The sequence below is a fragment of the uncultured Alistipes sp. genome (assembly GCF_910580175.1).
Lineage (GTDB): Bacteria > Bacteroidota > Bacteroidia > Bacteroidales > Rikenellaceae > Alistipes.
This window is the reverse complement of record NZ_CAJTXD010000002.1, coordinates 162,287-180,417: the sequence shown is the minus strand read 5'-3', so window position 1 is coordinate 180,417 and position 18,131 is coordinate 162,287. Positions and strand designations below refer to the sequence as shown.

Sequence of the window (18,131 nt, the reverse complement as noted above, 5' to 3'; positions counted from 1 at the left end):
CGGTCTAATCGATCATTCATTATATATCGCTTCGATTTATGGATAATTTCGGGTTTCTCAAGGTAGCGGCGGCAGTGCCCCGGGTGCGGGTCGCCGACTGCGAATACAATGCGGAGCGCATCATCGCCCTGGCCGAGCAGGCCGCACAACGGGGCGTGGAGATCGTGGCGTTTCCCGAATTGGCCGTGACAGGCTACACGTGCGGCGACCTGCTGCTGCAAACCCCGCTGCTCGACGCGGCGGACGAAGCGCTGGCCGAAATCGTGCGGGCCACGCGCAAGCTGCCGCTGACGATCCTCGCGGGCGTTCCGCTGCGGCACGGCTCGACGCTCTACAACTGTGCGGCGGTATTTACCCAAGGCCGCATCTTGGGCGCAGTGCCCAAAATCCACATCCCCGACTACGGGGAGTTCTACGAAAACCGCTGGTTCGCCTCGGGCGCAGGCATCGCCGAGGAGAAAATCACGGCCGGCGGACAGGAAACCGACTTCGGCGCCGACCTGACGTTCGAAGTCAACGGCGTGGAATTCGGCGTCGAAATATGCGAAGACCTTTGGACGGCAATCCCGCCCTCGTCGCACCTGGCGCTCAACGGCGCCAAAGCGATCTTCAACCTCTCGGCGTCGCCCGAAGCGGTGGGCAAGCACGCCTACCTGCGCCAGCTGGTGGCCCAGCAGTCGGCCCGCACGATAGCGGCCTACGTCTACTGCTCGGCCGGGCCGGGCGAGTCGTCGACCGACCTGGTGTTCGCAGGCAAGGCCCTAATCGCCGAAAACGGTACGATCCTGCGCGAAGCGCCCCGCTTCACAGGCGAAGAACAGCTCGTCGTGGCCGACGTGGACATCCGACGGTTGGAATTCGAACGCCGCCGCAACACCTCGTTCCGCCAGCACGAAGCCCAGACGGAGAACACCGTGATCGAAATGGAGATTCCCGAGAGCCTGCGGGCCGCGGCGCTCGACCGCGACGTCGATCCGCTGCCGTTCGTTCCCCGCAACGAGGCCGACCGCAACGAACGGTGCGAAGAAATCTTCAACATGCAGGCCCACGGGCTGGCGCAACGACTGGCGCACACAGGCTGCAAATGCGCCGTAGTAGGGATTTCGGGCGGACTCGATTCAACGCTGGCGCTGCTGGCGACGGTGCGGGCCTTCGACTTCCTGAAGCTCGACCGCACGGGCATCGTGGGCATTACCATGCCGGGATTCGGCACCACGGATCGCACGTACAACAACGCACTGGAGCTGATGCGCCGTTTAGGCGTAACGCTGCGCGAAATCCCGATCCGCGACGCCTGCACGCAACACATGCAGGACATAGGACTCGACCCAGCCGACCGCTCGGCAGCCTACGAGAACGCACAAGCCCGCGAACGGACGCAAATCCTCATGGACGTGGCCAACATGGAAGGAGGATTGGTAATCGGCACGGGCGACCTGAGCGAACTGGCCTTGGGCTGGGCGACCTACAACGGCGATCAGATGTCGATGTACGGAATCAACGCCTCGGTGCCCAAAACTTTGGTGCGCCATCTGGTAAAACGAGCCGCAGAGATCGAACCCGACCCGGCGACGCGTGCGACGCTGCTGGATGTGATCGACACGCCGGTAAGCCCGGAACTGCTGCCTGCGGACGAGCAAGGAGAGATCGCCCAGAAGACCGAAGACCTGGTAGGGCCTTACGAACTGCACGACTTCTTCCTCTACCACCTGTTGCGTTCAGGATACGGCCCGGCAAAAATTCTCTTCCTGGCCGAAACGGCATTCCAGGGAAGCTACGATCGGGCGACGATCCACAAATGGCTGGGCGTCTTCCTGCACCGTTTTTTCGCCCAGCAGTTCAAACGCTCGGCCATGCCCGACGGCCCGAAAGTGGGATCGGTATCCCTTTCGCCGCGGGGCGATTGGCGCATGCCCTCGGATGCCTCGGCGGCCGTATGGCTGAGCGAACTGGAAAACTCGTAGCCCCCTTGCACCATGAAGAAACTTTTATTGCTGTCCTCCGTGCTGTGGCTGTCGGCAGAAACCGCTGCGGCGCAAAATTGGTCGGATCTGCTGACCAAAATCGGCACGGCCCTCGCCGACAAGGCTACCGAAGGCGAACTGACCCGTCTGGCCATCGTCGGCGACTGGAACTACACTGCACCCGGCGTCCGCTTCGAGAGCGAAGACCTCGCCGCCTCGCTGGGCGGCACCGCACTCGAATCGGCCGTCTCGGCCAAACTCGAAACGGCCTACAAGCTCGTCGGCATCCGGCCCGGCGCCTGCGCATTCGTTTTCGGCAAGGACAATGCTTTTACCGCGACCGTCGGTTCGCACACATTGAGCGGCACCTACGAATTCGACCCCGAGACCCACGCCATGACGCTGCACTTCGCCAAAGGCCAATACAACCTCGGCACGCTCTGCGGCCATGCGTTCGTCAGCGGTTCCGAGTTGCAGCTGGTTTTTCCCGTCACGACGCTCGTTCGCTTCATCACGGCGCTCGGCGACAAAATTCCGTCGCTCGCTTCCGTGACCGCGCTTTTAGCCAAATACGAAAACGTCTACCTCGGATTCCAATTCGCAAGGTAGACACCCGTCTGCAAAACAATCATTCCCCGGTTGCCTATGAGGCTTGCCGGGGAATTTTTTCATGCGAACAGCAACGACAGCACCGCGACCGCGAATCCCCCGCAAAAGCCTGCGGCAACCTGCAACCCGTTGTGACACCCCAGATACAGCCGGGCGGAAGCCAACGCACCGGCACCCAGCACGGCCGCGAGCAAGGGAACGACGGCGCACCCGGGATCGACGAAATTCAACACCGCCATCAAGGCGACGGCAGCTCCCATGGCTGTGAGATGCAGGCTGATCTTCCAATAAAACGAAACGAAAAGACACATCGCCTCGCAACATGCAGCGGCGACCATGAATTTGCGCAAGAACGCGGCTGACGGAAACTTGGCCAGCGTCACGGCGCACAACAGATAGCAGACCGCACCGACGACCAACGGCCACATCCGCTCGCGCCGCCGGTCGACCCGCCAGTCGGAGACGCGCCCCCAAGCATGCAATAGTCCCAGGCATAAAGCCGGCAAAAACATGCCGTAGAGCAGGATGACCCACACCAGATAGAACTTCATGTTGCCAGGATAAGAAGCATAGGGCGTGTAGGTCAACAAGACGACGACCAGATAGAGCGGCAACAAGAACGGATGCAGCGCCCAGGAAAGGGCATCGGCGGCTCGGCGCAACATGGCTGCACTAACGGTTCATCGCCTGGGCGATGCCCTCGGCTATGCGGTCGACGGCATCCTGCAACTTGGAGCCGACCATCATCTTCATCATCATGTTCAACTCGACATGCAAGACAAGGCGCAGACGCGTATCAACGTCCGAAACCTTGTGCAGTTGAATCCAGAACGCAAAATCGACCGGCACGCCGCCTTGGTCGCCGACGATCTTGACGTGTTTGGGTTCGACACGCTCGTCCATGCGGAGCCTGACGGCAAACCCCTTGGCTTTGAACGAACAATGTTCTTCGTCGGCCTGCCACTCCTCGACACGGTCGGCCACGGCGGGCGTGAGGTTGTCGAAACGGCTGATGACGGCGAAAATCTGCTCCGCAGGACGGAGAATCTGCTGCTGCTTGGAAATGTATTCTTGCATACGAATCAGGGTTATGCTTCATCTATTCGATTTCGAACGTCCGCGCAGTCTCGGAATCGACCGCGATACGCACCTCGATCGCATTGTCGGGCAACAACGGCTCGATCTTCTCGGGCCACTCGACCAGACAGACGTCGCCGGAGTAGAAATACTCCTCGTAACCGAAATCGTAAGCCTCGCGGATGTCGTCGATGCGATAAAAGTCGAAATGGCAGATGCGCCGCCCCCCGTCGCCCTTGTACTGGTTGACGATGGCGAACGTGGGACTCGTCACGGTGTCCTCGGCACCGAGCAGAGCGACGATCTCGCGAATGAGGGTGGTTTTGCCTGCGCCCATGGCGCCGCGGAACGCCACGACGGTACGGCGGCCCAACAACTCGACGACGGCCCGGGCGACCTGGGGCAATTCCTCGCGGGAAGTTATGTGGATGGTCTTCATAGATGCAAAGTTCGGATCACGAAACGGCTCCCGAAACCGACGGCTCGCAAAGGCAGGAGCACGTCCGTTCCGGGGAAGTTTCTTTATTTTTTTGGCTTCAACACTAAATAGGGCACGATCATCTCCTCCATCGAAATGCCGCCATGCTGGAACGTATTGCGATAGTAGCGGATATGGCGGTTGGCGTCGTTGTTATAGACAAGAAAATCGGTATTATAAGCGAAAATGAAACTCGACGTGAGGTTGCTCGACGGCAGCTGGATGTCCTCGGGCCGCTGCACCTCGTAGACCTCGCGGGCGTTGTAGGCGAGGTTGCGGCCGGTCTTGTAGCGCAGGTTGGCCGAAGTCTCGCGGTCGCCGGTAACCTTCACAGGGTTGTCGACACGGATGGTGCCGTGGTCGGATGTGATGACGACGGTATGCCCCCGCTCGGAAAGAAGCCGCAGGATGGTGTAGAGGTCGGAATGCTCGAACCACGAACGCGTGAGCGAACGGAACGCAGACTCGTCCTCGGTCAATTCGCGGATGATGTCGGTCTCGGTGCGGGCATGGGAGAGGATATCGAGGAAGTTGTAAATAATGACCGAAAAATCGGCATCATAGACCTTCTGAATGTTATCGACCAACCGCCGCCCCTGCTCGGGCCGCACGAGCTTGTCGAACGAAAATTTCCACTGCTTGCCGCTCTGGGCCATCAGGCGCCGGAGAAACTCCTCCTCATATTGGTTTTTGCCGCCCTCCTCGTTGTCGTTGAGCCACTTGTCGGGCATCAGGCGGTCGATGGCCAGAGGCATCAAGCCGGCGAAGATGGCGTTGCGGGCATATTGGGTGGCGGTGGGCAGGATGGCGCAATAGAAATCCTCGGCCGCGACGTCGTAATACCCCCTCAACAACGACGAAATGGCCCTCCATTGGTCGTAGCGGAAGTTGTCGATCAACAACAAGGTGGTTTTCGGATTCTCGTCGGCGACGGGAAAAATCCGGGAACGCATCAAGGTATGCGACATCACGGGCGTGTCGTCCGCACGCTTGTTGATCCAATCGTAATAATTGTGCCGCACGAACTTCGAGAACTCCTGGTTGGCCTCGCCTTTCTGGTAGGCGAGCACCTCCTTGATGCTGCGGTCGGTGGAATCCTCCAACTCGATCTCCCAGGAAGTGAGCCGCCGGTAAAGCGAACACCAATCCTGGAACGTATCGGCCATCTGCAACGACTGCGAAATGCGCCCGAACTCCGACTGGTAATCAGCCGTGGTCTGCTCGGTGACCAACTGCTGCGAATGGACGATCCGCTTGATCGAAAGCAGCACCTGGTTGGGATTCACGGGCTTGATGAGGTAATCGGCGATCTTCGACCCGACGGCCTTGTCCATGATGTTCTCCTCCTCGCTCTTGGTAACCATGATGACAGGCGTCGTGGGCCGCACCTCCTTGATCTTGGGCAAGGTTTCGAGACCGGTCATGCCGGGCATCATCTCGTCGAGGATGATCAGGTCGAAAGCCCCCTCGGCAGCCATGTCGATGGCATCGTAACCGTTGTTGCAGGTCTCCACATCGTATCCCTTCCCGCGCAGGAAGAGCACGTGGGGCTTGAGCAGCTCCACCTCGTCGTCGACCCAAAGAATCTTAACCATAGCGATGCTTTTTGAAATACAAAAATAATGCTTTTACGCCAACCAACGCAAAAACCGGCCGCTTTATTGGCCGGAATCCGAAAAAAGAAAGAAAAACCGGAAATCGAGACAAGACATCGACTGCCAACCCCCGGAAACTCAGCGGCGAAAGGATGAACGGAGAGAGGACAGCGCTTTCCGACGGGAAAACCTCGCGAGAGGGGCCGAGTGTCCCGACGGCAAAACAGGACAGCAGAATGTTCTAATGACAGAACCGCAAAATATTCCGAGCAAGAAAATAGCGAACTATCCCGGTATCGGGATTTCAAGGCTTCGAAGCGTCTTTGTATCCGGGGAGGGGCCGATCCTCGAAAATTCGAACCATCTTTACGTCGGGACTTCGGAAGGAGCCTCCCTCGGAATGTCTTCAAGGCGTCTTGGGATCGAAACCTCGAAGGAGAAGTGTTAAAACGTTTTAAATCTGCTTGCGCAGCCGGGCCACGGGGATGCCCAGCATCTCGCGGTACTTGGCTACCGTGCGCCGGGCGATGCGGTAGCCCTTGGAGTTGAGAATATCCATAAGGGTCTCGTCGGTCAGCGGCCGGCGCTTGTTCTCCTGGTCGATGCACTCCTGGAGGATGTTCTTGATCTCGTAGCTGGAGACCTCCTCGCCCGACTCGGTTTGCATGGCCTCGGAAAAGAGCGACTTCAGCAGGATGATGCCGAACTGGGTCTGCACATATTTGCTGTTGACCACGCGCGAAATGGTCGAGACGTCCAGCCCCGTGCGGTCAGCGATGTCCTTGAGGATCATGGGCCGCAGCTTCGACTGGTCGCCGTCCTTGAAATACTCCTGCTGGTAGTCGAGGATGGTCTGCATGGTGCGCATCAAGGTGTCGTGGCGCTGCTTAATGGCCGAAATGAACCACTTGGCCGAATCGATCTTGCTTTTGACGAACTGGATCGCTTCCTTGTCCTTCTCCTTGACGCTGCCGTCGGAGGCCACCATGTCGCGGATCATCTCGACATAGCGCCGGTTGACCCGAACTTCGGGCACGTTGTAGGAGTTGAGCGACAACTGGAAACGCCCGTCCTGGCAATCGAGGATGAAGTCGGGAATGATGTAGGGCGTCGTGTCGGTGCCTCCCTCGGCATAGAGGTTGCCAGGCTTGGGCGAGAGCCGCCGGATTTCGGCGATGGCCTCGCGGAAATCGTCCTCCGAAATCTGCAAGCGGGCGATCAGCTTCTCGTAGTGCTTCTTGACGAATTCGTCGAAGTAGGAAGTCAGAATCTTGCGGGCCAAGCGCCGCGCCCGCGAATCGACGGGCATCTGGTTCATCTGCAACAGCAGGCATTCGCGCAGGTTGCGCGCCCCGACGCCGGCCGGCTCCAGCTCGTGGAGGATACCCAGCAGCCGCTCCAGCTCCCCGGCCGTGGTTTCGATGCCGACCGAAAAGGCGATATCGTCGGCAATGGATTCGAGGTCGCGACGCAGATAGCCGTCCTCGTCGATGCTGCCGATCAGATAGACGGCCAACCGCATGTCGCGCTCCGAAAGGCTGCGGAAACGGAGCTGCTCGACCAGATACTCCTGCAACGACCGGCCCCCGGTAAGGAACACGGGACGCTGCTTGTCGTCCTTGGAGTAGTTGTTGATGCGGCTCTTATATGCCGGGGTATCGTCCTCGCGCAAATACTCTTCGACCGAAATCTGCTGCGGCTCGGTCTCTTCCTCGGCCGTGCGCTCCTCCTCTTCGAGTACGATGTTGTCCTCGATCTCCCGCTTGATGCGCTGTTCGAGCTGCACGGTGGGCAGCTCCAGCAGCTTGATCATCTGGATCTGCTGCGGAGAGAGTTTCTGCTGAAGCGAAAGCACCTGCTTCTGGTTGATAGCCATACGTCTTTCGAAATTAAGAATTAAGAACGAAAACTTACCGGTTTCTTCGTGTACCGCAGCCCGAGAAAGCGGAATCCGTCGCGGGGAACACCCCTCCCGAACCCTGGCTCCCGGCCGGAGAGACGCCGAACCCTGATTTTCGATTCTTAACCTTTAATTTTAAAAGTCGGCGTGCTGCGGCGTACGCGGGAAAGGCTGCACATCGCGGATGTTGGTCAGGCCCGTGACGAAGATCAACAGCCGGTCGAAGCCCAGACCGAATCCGGAGTGCGGAGCCGAACCCCAACGGCGCGTATCCAGATACCACCAGAGTTCCCGCTCGTTCATTCCGAGTTCCTTTACCCTTGCACAGAGTTTGCCATAATCGGCCTCGCGCTCCGAACCGCCGATAATCTCGCCTATTCCGGGGAACAAGACGTCCATTCCGCGCACGGTCTTGCCGTCGTCGTTCTGCTTCATGTAGAAAGCCTTGATCTCCTTGGGATAGTCGATCAAGATCACGGGACGCTTGAAATGCTCCTCCACCAGGTAGCGTTCGTGCTCCGACTGCAAGTCGCAGCCCCAGTCGCACGGGAACTCGAACTTGCGGCCCGAAGCCTTGAGGATGTCGACAGCCTCGGTGTAGGTCAGCCGCTTGAAGTCGTTGGCGACCACGAACTCCAGGCGCTCCAGCAACTTGGGGTCCCACATCTTGTTCATGAATTCGAGGTCTTCGCGGCAGTTATCCAACGCATAGCGGATCAGATACTTGAGGAAATCCTCGGCCAGCTCCATGTTGTCCTCCAGCTCGAAGAACGCCGCTTCGGGTTCGATCATCCAGAACTCCGAAGCATGGCGCGGCGTATTGGAATTCTCGGCGCGGAACGTGGGGCCGAACGTGTAGATGCGGCCCAGCGCCAGAGCGCCCAGTTCCCCCTCCAGCTGCCCGGAAACCGTGAGGTTGCAAGGCTTGCCGAAGAAATCCTGCGCATAGTCGATCTTGCCCTCCTCCGTGCGGGGCGGATTGGCCATGTCGAGCGTCGTGACCTGGAACATGGCGCCGGCACCCTCGCAGTCCGAGGCGGTGATGATGGGAGTATGGAAGTAGTAGAAACCGTTCTTGTTGAAATACTCGTGGATGGCGTAGGCCATGGCGTGACGGATGCGCAGCACGGCGCCGAACGTGTTGGTACGCGGACGCAGGTAGGCGATATCGCGCAGGAACTCCAGCGAATGGCCCTTCTTCTGCAAGGGGTAGGTCTCGGGATCGGCCGTGCCGTAGACTTCGATGCGCTCGGCCTGCACCTCGATGCCCTGGCCCGAACCGGGCGAGGCGACCAGACGACCGTCGACCCGCAGGCAGGCGCCCGTAGTAACGGGCTTAAGCTCCTCCTCGGCGATCTTCGCAAGATCGACCACCACCTGGATGTTGGCCGCGCAAGACCCGTCGTTCAAGGCGATGAACGCCACGTTCTTGTTGCCGCGCTTGGTGCGCACCCAACCCTTGACGACAATATCGGCGTCGACGACGCCCGACTTCAGAATCTCAGCTATTCTCTGCGTTTTCATGACGATGTGTTATGCTTTTCCGAATTCACAAAGATAGTCGTTATTTGCGATTTGTCAAAAAAAAAGTACCTTTGTCCGACCTATTATAGAAAGTGTACGATGAAACGGACGACACTCTTTTTGCTGGCGCTGACGGGAGTCTGGAATCTTGCGGGACAACCCTCCGCACGCATCCATCGCACTGAAATACTCCCTTACGCCACGCGCCACGACGCCGAAGCCCGCAACCGCGCCGCTTCGGGCCATGCGATCGACTTCCGGCCCGAGGCCGGACGCGGGACCGAAAGCCCAGCCTTACTGAAACAACGGATCGAAATCCCCTATGTCTGGACGGACGGCTGCGTCTATCTCCATATCGAAAACGCCCCGGCAGCCTATACGCTGCGGATCAACGGCCGGCAGGCGGCCGCGATCGACGATGCGCTGACGCCCGCCGAATTCGACATCACGCCCTACATCCGTCAGGGCATCAACGACTTCGAAGTGGCGCTCCGCCCCGACGACGCCAAGCTGGACGCACCCCGTGCGGTGCGTCGTCCCGCGTTCGAGGGCAGCTGCCTCTACTACCAGAACAAGCGGTCGATCTGCGATTTCGAAATCGCGCTCGTGCCCGACACCCTGGGCCGCGACTTCGCCATGCTCGATCTGAAAATCGCCGTACGCAACGGCTTCAACTACGACGAAACGGTCGAGGTGGGCTACGACATCTACTCGCCGCAAGGCAAACTGCTGGATTTCGACATCCGGCCCATTGCCGTCGCCGGCCGGTCGACCGACACGATCCGCTTCACGCCTTTCATCTACCATGCGTTCGACAACAAGTGGGAACCCTCGGGCAAGAACCCGCCGCTCTACAAAGTCATGCTTTTTACGCGCCGCAACGGCACCTACAAGGAGTACATGCCCCTGAAGATCGGCTTCGGCAAAACCGAGTTGGTCGACGGACAGATCATGCGTCTGGGCAGACCCGTCAAGCTCAATGCTTTCCGCTACAATGCCGACGTTGACGCCAAGACGACCTCCGCCCGCCTGCTGGCGATCCGCAAGCAGGGTTACAACACCGTGGCCCCCGACTATCCGCAGCCCGACTGGTTCTACGGTCTCTGCGACGAGCTGGGACTCTACGTCATCGACCGGGCGAACATCCATGCTCCGGAAAAACGCGACGACCGCCGCGTGGGCGGCACGCCGTCGAACGCCCCTGCACTGACCGAGGAATACCTGGAACGCGTCAAGGCCATGTATTACCGCTCGCGCAACCACACCTGCGTGGCGGCCTATGCGCTGGGCGGCGAAGCGGGCAACGGCTACAACATGTACAAGGCCTACCAATGGCTCAAGTCGGCGGAGCCGTCGCGCCCGATAATCTGCGTCGATGCCGACGGCGAGTGGAACACGGACTTATAAAAATGACTTTAGAGCTGATCGTCATAGGCAAAACCGACTCGAAAGAGGTGGCCGCGCTGGTGGAAACATACGCCAAGCGCGTAAACCGCTATTGCAAGTTTTCCATCACGGTGCTGCCCGACGTCAGGGAGACCAGAAAGCTGACGGCCCGCCAACAAGCCACGGCCGAAGGCGCGGCGATCCTGCGCCAGCTCGACGAGAACGACTACGTGGCCCTGCTCGACGAACGGGGCGAGGAGATGCGCTCGGTGGAGTTCGCATGCTGGGTGCAGAAACGCATGAACAGCGGCGTGAAGCGATTGGCGATGGTAATCGGCGGCCCCTACGGCTTCTCGGACGAGGTATACGCCCGGGCCGACGCCCGGCTGTCGCTCTCGCGCATGACCTTCTCCCACCAGATCGTGCGGGCGATCTTCGCCGAACAGATCTACCGGGCGTTCACGATCCTCAACAACGAACCCTATCATCACGAATAAGATGCGCCGAACGGCTTGCATAACCGCTCTGCTGCTGGCATGGCAGTTCCAGACCCGTGCGGTCGCAGGGAACGCCGATGCCGACACGCTGATCGTGGTCGACAAGGTGCAGGTTACGGCCATCAAGCAGGGGCCGGTGCTGCGCTCGCAGCCCGTAGCGGCGACCACCCTCGGCAGCCGCGCACTGGAACAGGAACACGTCGACGCCGCGAAGCGCCTGTCGCAGCGCGTGCCCAACCTCCACATGCCCGACTACGGGTCGCGCATGACCTCCTCGATCTACGTCCGCGGGCTGGGCGCCCGGATCGACCAGCCGGTCATGGGGATGAACGTGGACAACGTGCCGATAATGAACAAGGATTGCTACGACGGCGAACTGGCCGACGTGGAGCGCATCGAAGTGCTGCGCGGCCCCCAGTCGACGCTCTACGGCCGCAACACGATGGGCGGCGTGATGAACATCTACACGCTCTCGCCCTTGAGCTACCAAGGCACGCGCATACTGGCCGAATACGGCAGCGGCAACACCTGCCGGATGCGCGCATCGACCTATCATCGCTTCGGCGACGGACTGGGCCTCGCCCTCTCGGGCTTCTACACCCGGTCGGACGGGTTCTTCCGCAACCTCGCCTCCGGGCGCAAGTGCGACAACGAAAAACTGGGAGGCGGACGGCTCAAACTCCAATGGCGCGGCGCGGGCGGCCTGCGGATCGACAACACGCTGGCCTTTTCGGCCCTCGACCAAGGGGGCTACCCCTATGCCTATGCAGGCGAGGAGATCGTGCGCAACGGACAGACGCTCATCCGGCCCGGCGAAATCCGCTACAACGACCCGGCAGGCTACCGCCGCACGGCCTTGAGCGACGGGCTGACGATGCACTACGACGCAGCCGGCTGCTCGATAGCCTCGATTACCTCCTATCAATATTCGGACGATGCGATGACGCTCGACCAGGACTTCCTGCCCCTCTCCTACTTCACGCTCCGCCAGGCCCGCACCGAGCACACGGCGACCCAGGAGCTGGTCGTCCGCTCGCGCGGCACGGGACGCTACCGCTGGATCGCAGGAGCGTTCGGCTTCTACCGCCACGCGACGATGGAAGCGCCGGTAAACTTCAAACGCACGGGCATCGAAGAACTGATCCTCAAGAACGCCAATTCCGGCCCGATCTTCCGCTACGACACCGACGCCCAAGAGCTGCTGCTGGCCTCGGATTTCCGCAATCCGGCCTGGGGCGCAGCGCTCTACCACGAATCGAGCGTGAAGCTGGGACGCTGGACGCTGACGGCCGGCATCCGAGCCGACTACGAACGCACACGCCTGGCGTATCGCAGCCGTGCGTCGCTCGACTACTCGCTCAGTATCGAGGGCGGCCCCGCAGGAGAGCACACCGCGACGATCGACGACCGCGACGCCCTGGCGCGCTCCTACCTGGAGCTTCTGCCCAAGGCAGCGGTCATGTATAGCTTCGACGAGGTGCACAACCTCTATTTCTCGGTGGCGAAAGGCTACAAGGCCGGCGGATTCAATACCCAGATGTTCTCCGATATCCTCCAGGAGAAGCTCAAGGGCCGGATGGTCTCGGGCATCGACGACTCCGACCCTGCAACGATGTCGTACGAACCCGAACACAGCTGGAATTTCGAACTGGGCGGCCGCTTCCGCTGTGCGGAGGGGATCGTGCGGGGCGACTTCGCGCTCTTCTGGATCGAATGCCGCGATCAGCAGCTTACCGTATTCCCGCAGGGCGCCTCGACAGGCCGCATGATGACCAACGCGGGGCGCTCGCGCTCGCGGGGCGGAGAAGCATCGCTCCAAATCATCCCTCGCAACGACCTGGTTTTCGACATCGCCTACGGCTACACGGACGCACGCTTCGTCCGTCACGACGACGGCAGGGAGGATTTCAGCGGCCGCCGCATCCCCTACGCCCCGGCCCACACGCTTTGGCTGGGAGCCGAATGGGCGATCCCCACGGGCGTGAGCTGGCTGGGCGACGTGGTGCTGCGGGCCGGCGCACGCGGCGCGGGGCGCATCGAATGGAACGAAGCCAACACGCTGCGGCAACCTTTCTACCTGCTGGCCAGTGCCTCGGTCGCCTTGCGCCACGAACGCTACACGCTCGACTTCTGGGGCCGCAACCTGGGCGGAACCGAGTACGACGTCTTCTATTTCAAGTCCATGGGCAACGAATTCATACAACGGGGACGCCCCCGAACCATAGGGATCACACTATCGATAAACATAGATTAAGATGAAAAAACTGCTTCTGCTCGCCTGCGCGGCCTTTGCTTTCGCCGCGTGCAACGACAACGACGACGAAACCCGATTTGCAACCGAGAACACCAAGATCGTGGACGGTTCCATGACGGGCAGCAACATGCACTTTCTGGGCACCTCGACGGTCGTCGCGGCCGACGGCGGCGTCTACGTCGACCGGCAGGCCGAATTCGAATTCGCCGGGCTGCACGACCTCACGCTCTACATGCACCGCACGCGCTTCGCTGCGACGATGCCCCCTCAGGAGATGCGGCTACATAAAGTAAGCTACACCCCCGGCACGGGCGCTGCGCTCTCGTTCGAAGCGGAGAGCCTCGTTCCCGAAATGCTGCTGCCGAACGAAGCCGGAGGAGGACATGCCTGGAAACCCATGGCGGCCTACACGCTGACCCAGGTCGAAGGTTCTATCGACGGCGTGACGTGCCGCGTGAGCTTTTCGTGCAACGTACCCCGTCTGGGCATCTACCAAGTGACATACGAAGGCCTGCTGAAAGAATAACGCATCGGTCAATCATTCCTACCGCAAAGAGATTTTTTATATTATGAAATCCGAATACAAACCTTTTGTCGAAGAGTTGATCGAACTCTGCATCAAGGAAGACATCGGCGACGGCGACCACACTTCGCTCTGCTGCATCCCTGCCGACGAACAGGGCCGCATGCGCCTGCTGTGCAAGCAGCAGGGAACGATCGCGGGCATCGAAATCGCCGAACTGGTGCTGCGGCGCCTCGATCCCGCTGTGAAATTCGAACAGCTGCTCCGCGACGGCGACCGTGTGAAGCCGGGCGACGTGGCGTTCTACGTCTCGGGGCGCCTGCGCTCGCTGCTGCAAGCCGAGCGCATCCTCCTGAACATCATGCAGCGCATGAGCGGCGTAGCCACGCAGACGGCCGTCTACGTGGCCCGTCTGGAGGGCCTGCACACCCGCGTGCTCGACACCCGCAAGACCACACCGGGCATGCGCGTGCTCGACAAGATGGCCGTGAAGATCGGCGGCGGCGAGAACCACCGCATGGGGCTGTTCGACATGGTGCTGCTCAAGGACAACCACATCGACTTCGCCGGCGGCATCGGCAAGGCGATCCGCGGCGCACGCGAATACCTGGCGGCCAAGGGCAAAACGATCCCCATCGAATGCGAAGTACGCACGCTGGAGGATATCGACGAGGTTTTCGCGGCGGGCGGCGCCGACCGCATCATGTTCGACAACTTTACCCCGGCGATGACGCGCGAAGCGGTGCGCAAGGTCGCCGGACGCTGCGAAACCGAATCGAGCGGCGGCATCACGCTCGACAACCTGCGCGACTACGCCGAATGCGGCGTGGACTTCATCTCCGTCGGGGCGTTGACCCATCAGATCAAGTCGCTCGACATGTCGCTCAAGGCCTGCGAATAAACCGCCCGTCATGCGAAGAATGCTCCATACCCCGCCGGTGCTGCTGCTGCGCCGCATAGCCATGGTCTACCTGGTGCTGTGGATCTGCCGGGCGATCTTCCACCTCTGCAACGGCGCCCAGATCGGTGCCATAGGCCTGCACGAAGCGGGAGCGTTGCTGCGCGGGGCGCTGCTGTTCGACACGGTGTCGGTAATCTATGCCAACGGCATCTTCATCCTGCTGTCGCTGGTGCCGTTCGAATTCCGATGCAGCGCAATCTACCGGAAGATTCTTTTCGGCTACTATGTTGCGGCGAATTTTCTACTCGTCGTCGCCGCGAACCTGGCCGATGCGGTCTACTTCCGCTACACGCTGAAACGCTTCACGGCCGACGAAATCTTCTTTGCCGACAACGACAACTCGCTGCTGCTGGTCGGCAAGTTCATGGTGGAAAACTGGCCCCTGCTGCTGGCGGCGCTGGCCCTGCTGGCCCTGCTCATATGGGGCTACGGACGCAAGACGCCCTGCCGGTCGATCCTGCGCCCGGGCTGGAGCTTCTACACGGCAAATACGGCGATCTTCGCACTGGCGGCCGGGCTGTGCATAGCCGGCATGCGGGGCGGCTTTACCCGCGCCACACGCCCCGTGACGCTCTCCAACGCCACGCTCTACACGGCCGATCCGGCCAAGGCGAACCTCATCTTGAGCAACCCGTTCTGCATCCTGCGCACGGTCGGGCATGCGGGAAAAGTCCGCTACCGCAAGGATTTTTCGGACGACGAACTGCCTCGGCTCTTTACGCCCGAGCACCGGCCTGCCGCCCCGGAAACCACCGGGAACGAACTGCAAACCGACCGAAGCTCCGCCCAGCCGGCCAACACTGCAAACGGCATGTTGCACGGCCGCAACGTGATGATCTTCATCATGGAGAGCATGTCGGCCGAACACTCGGCCCACCTGCGGCCCGACCTCTACGCCGACCGGCCGGAAAAAGGCTTCACGCCCTTCCTCGACTCGCTCATGCGCGAGGGTCTCACGTTCCGCCGCATGTATGCCAACGGCACGCGTTCGATCCAAGCCATGCCCTCGATCCTGGGGAGCATCCCCTCGTTCAAAACGCCGTTCGTGCTGATGCCCCAATCGCTGGGACGAAGCCGCCAGCTGCCGGCCATTCTCGCATCGCAGGGCTACTCGACGCTCTTTTTCTGCGGTTCGGAGCGCGGCTCGATGGGCTTCGGAGCCTATGCCCGGTCGGCGGGCATCGAACGTCTGGTAAGCCGCGAGGAGTACGAGGCGGCCCACGGCACGGAAGATTTCGACGGCTACTGGGGCATCTGGGACGAGGAGTTCCTGCAATTCGCAGGCGAAGAACTGAGCCGAGTGCCCGAACCCTTTTTGGGCGTGCTCTTTACCCTCTCGGCACACCACCCGTTCGTCGTGCCCGAACGCTATGCCGCCACGCTGCCCGCAGGCTACACGCGCATCCACAAGGGCGCGGCCTACGACGACCTGGCGTTCCGCCGTTTCTTCGAACGTTTCGCAGACACGGAGTGGTTCCGCCGCACGCTTTTTGTATTCGTGGCGGATCATGTATCGTCGGAAAAATGGGCGGCCGACACGCACGAATATCCCGGCAGCCATCACATCATCGGCTTTTTCTACACACCCGACGGGACACTGCGCGGACAAGTGGACGACATCGTCCAGCAAATCGACGTGATGCCCACGGTGCTGGGCCTGCTGGGCAACCGCGAACCCTACTTCGCATTCGGGCGCGACGTGCTGAACGAACCCGACCGGCCGCAGTGGGCCGTGAGCTACGACGCAGGATTCCGGGCACTGACCAGCGAGGGCGTGGCGGCGTTCGACGACGCATTGCCGCCGGCTCCCGACACCGACCCGACAGAACTGCGCTTCCGGGCGCTGGTGCAACAATACTACGCCCATATCGAACGCAAAAGCTACGTGATCGATGATTGAATTCAAACCCTTGCGGCTCGAAGACCGGGCGACGATCGAACGCTACACCCTGCCGTCGGACATCCGCAACTGCGACCTGGCGTTCGCCAACATGTATTGCTGGCAGGGGGTTTACCACAGCGCCTGGGCCGAGGTGGAAGGCTTTCTGGTCATCCGTTTCCACATCGACGGCGGCCCCCGAATCGGCTACATGCAGCCGGTCGGGCCGGGCGACTTCGCGAAGATCGTCCCGGCGCTGCACGAAGATGCCCATACCCACGGGCAGCGTCTGCGGCTCATCGGACTGACGGACGAGGGGTGCCGAATGATCCGCGACATGCACCGGGGAGAGTTCGCATTCGCGTCGGATCGTGCGCTGGAGGACTACATATACAATGCGGAGGAGCTGCGTACCCTGCCGGGCCGCCGCTACCAACCCAAACGCAACCACATCAACCGCTTCCGGACGGAATATCCCGACTACCGCTACGAGGAGCTGACGCCCGAGCGCCATGCGGAGTGCATGGCCCTCGAACGCGAATGGCGCCGCACCCACGAGGGACACACCTCGGAGCTGTGCGCCGAACAACGGGCCATGCAACGGGCGTTCGAACACTTCGACGCCCTGGGGCTGCACGGCGGCTGTCTCTATGCAAGCCAACGTCTGGCGGCCTTTACCTACGGCTCGGCCGTGAACGAGACAACCTTCGTGACGCATGTCGAGAAAGCGGACACGGCATTCGAAGGAGCCTTTACGGTCATCAACAAACTTTTTGCGGAACATCTGCCGGCCCGCTTTACCAAGATCAACCGCGAAGAAGACCTGGGAATCGAGGGCCTGCGCCATGCCAAGCTCTCCTACCACCCGGCGGAACTGCTCCGCAAATATACAGCGATCCATCTGCACGACGACGAAGCCGCCTGCAAGGAACTGTGGCGCGAAACGTTCGGCGACGACGAAGCGTTCATCGATGCGTTTCTGATCCGCCACTACGACCGCCGGCGCATGCTCTCGGTCGAACGCGAAGGCCGTCTGGCCGCGATGCTGCACCTGCTGCCGTTCGACAGCGAGGCGGGCCCCGTGGACTACATCTATGGCGTAGCGACCGCGGCGGAATACCGCAACCGGGGACTGGCATCGCAGCTGCTGCGCGAAGCCCTGCGGCAGACCGATGCACGCGGTGCGACGGCGCTGCTCATCCCGACACCGGGCGAACCTTGGCTGCGCGGCTTCTACGGCCGCTTCGGATTCGAGGGCGCTGTACCGGTAACGTTCCGCACGCCGGACGGCTTCGACTTCGGCACAGGCGACCCGGCAACCGACGTGGCAATGGTACGGCTACACAATCCTGCCGCACCCCTGCCGGAAAAATTGGAATGCCGAAAACAAGAAAAATAGAAGATAGGGAAATTCCAAACAAAACTTACGGGCAGGACGGAGTTGTCTATAACATTTCGACCATGATCTTGCGAATTCCTGCCCG

At 60.9% G+C, this 18,131-nt stretch carries 15 protein-coding genes; 9 read left to right on the top strand and 6 right to left on the bottom strand.

Annotated elements, in window-relative coordinates:
- Positions 1–38: 38 nt before the first annotated feature.
- Together QZ298_RS03135 and QZ298_RS03130 are read left to right on the top strand one after the other, a co-directional pair.
- On the top strand, positions 39–1,964 hold the full coding sequence (locus QZ298_RS03135; RefSeq protein ID WP_296005279.1) for an NAD(+) synthase: 1,926 nt from the start codon (positions 39–41) through the stop codon (positions 1,962–1,964).
- A gap of 12 nt (positions 1,965–1,976) precedes the next feature.
- Entirely contained in the window at positions 1,977–2,573 is a 597-nt protein-coding gene (locus QZ298_RS03130) for a DUF4923 family protein (protein ID WP_296005278.1), read from the top strand.
- A 59-nt stretch (positions 2,574–2,632) separates the two neighbouring features.
- Here QZ298_RS03130 and QZ298_RS03125 read toward each other — a convergent pair whose 3' ends face one another.
- The 6 genes from QZ298_RS03125 to asnS form a co-directional block, all read right to left on the bottom strand.
- Positions 2,633–3,238 carry a hypothetical protein gene (locus QZ298_RS03125; protein WP_296005277.1) on the bottom strand — a complete coding sequence of 202 codons (606 nt, stop codon included), beginning with the start codon at positions 3,236–3,238 and terminating at the stop codon, positions 2,633–2,635.
- Between the two features lie 7 nt (positions 3,239–3,245).
- Entirely contained in the window at positions 3,246–3,650 is a 405-nt protein-coding gene (locus tag QZ298_RS03120; protein ID WP_296005276.1) for an SRPBCC domain-containing protein, read from the bottom strand.
- Positions 3,651–3,672: 22 nt separating this feature from the next.
- Entirely contained in the window at positions 3,673–4,089 is a 417-nt protein-coding gene (gene tsaE, locus QZ298_RS03115) for a tRNA (adenosine(37)-N6)-threonylcarbamoyltransferase complex ATPase subunit type 1 TsaE (RefSeq protein WP_296005275.1), read from the bottom strand.
- 83 nt (positions 4,090–4,172) lie between these two features.
- Positions 4,173–5,723: a response regulator gene (locus QZ298_RS03110; protein WP_296005274.1), complete on the bottom strand. Its 1,551-nt coding sequence runs from the start codon at positions 5,721–5,723 to the stop codon at positions 4,173–4,175.
- Between the two features lie 454 nt (positions 5,724–6,177).
- A complete protein-coding gene (rpoN, locus tag QZ298_RS03105; protein ID WP_296005273.1) occupies positions 6,178–7,599 on the bottom strand; it encodes an RNA polymerase factor sigma-54 in 1,422 nt (473 codons plus the stop codon).
- A gap of 159 nt (positions 7,600–7,758) precedes the next feature.
- Positions 7,759–9,147 (bottom strand): asparagine--tRNA ligase, encoded by a 1,389-nt coding sequence (asnS, locus tag QZ298_RS03100; protein WP_296005272.1) that lies wholly within the window; start codon positions 9,145–9,147, stop codon positions 7,759–7,761.
- Between the two features lie 99 nt (positions 9,148–9,246).
- On the opposite strand from asnS, the gene QZ298_RS03095 reads away from it, so the two are divergent.
- From QZ298_RS03095 to QZ298_RS03065, 7 genes are read left to right on the top strand one after another with little or no spacing between them, the layout of a single operon-like run.
- Positions 9,247–10,554 (top strand): glycoside hydrolase family 2 TIM barrel-domain containing protein, encoded by a 1,308-nt coding sequence (locus QZ298_RS03095; RefSeq protein WP_296005271.1) that lies wholly within the window; start codon positions 9,247–9,249, stop codon positions 10,552–10,554.
- Positions 10,555–10,556: 2 nt separating this feature from the next.
- Positions 10,557–11,030 (top strand): 23S rRNA (pseudouridine(1915)-N(3))-methyltransferase RlmH, encoded by a 474-nt coding sequence (rlmH, locus tag QZ298_RS03090; protein ID WP_296005270.1) that lies wholly within the window; start codon positions 10,557–10,559, stop codon positions 11,028–11,030.
- 1 nt (position 11,031) lies between these two features.
- On the top strand, positions 11,032–13,284 hold the full coding sequence (locus QZ298_RS03085; RefSeq protein WP_296005269.1) for a TonB-dependent receptor: 2,253 nt from the start codon (positions 11,032–11,034) through the stop codon (positions 13,282–13,284).
- A 1-nt stretch (position 13,285) separates the two neighbouring features.
- Positions 13,286–13,810, top strand: a complete 525-nt coding sequence (locus QZ298_RS03080; RefSeq protein ID WP_296005268.1) for a hypothetical protein — start codon at positions 13,286–13,288, stop codon at positions 13,808–13,810.
- Positions 13,811–13,853: 43 nt separating this feature from the next.
- Positions 13,854–14,708: a carboxylating nicotinate-nucleotide diphosphorylase gene (gene nadC, locus QZ298_RS03075; RefSeq protein ID WP_296005267.1), complete on the top strand. Its 855-nt coding sequence runs from the start codon at positions 13,854–13,856 to the stop codon at positions 14,706–14,708.
- Between the two features lie 10 nt (positions 14,709–14,718).
- Positions 14,719–16,668 carry an LTA synthase family protein gene (locus QZ298_RS03070; RefSeq protein WP_296005266.1) on the top strand — a complete coding sequence of 650 codons (1,950 nt, stop codon included), beginning with the start codon at positions 14,719–14,721 and terminating at the stop codon, positions 16,666–16,668.
- Positions 16,661–18,046, top strand: a complete 1,386-nt coding sequence (locus tag QZ298_RS03065; protein ID WP_296005265.1) for a GNAT family N-acetyltransferase — start codon at positions 16,661–16,663, stop codon at positions 18,044–18,046. Before QZ298_RS03070 ends, QZ298_RS03065 begins: the two co-directional genes overlap by 8 nt.
- Positions 18,047–18,131 lie beyond the last annotated feature (85 nt).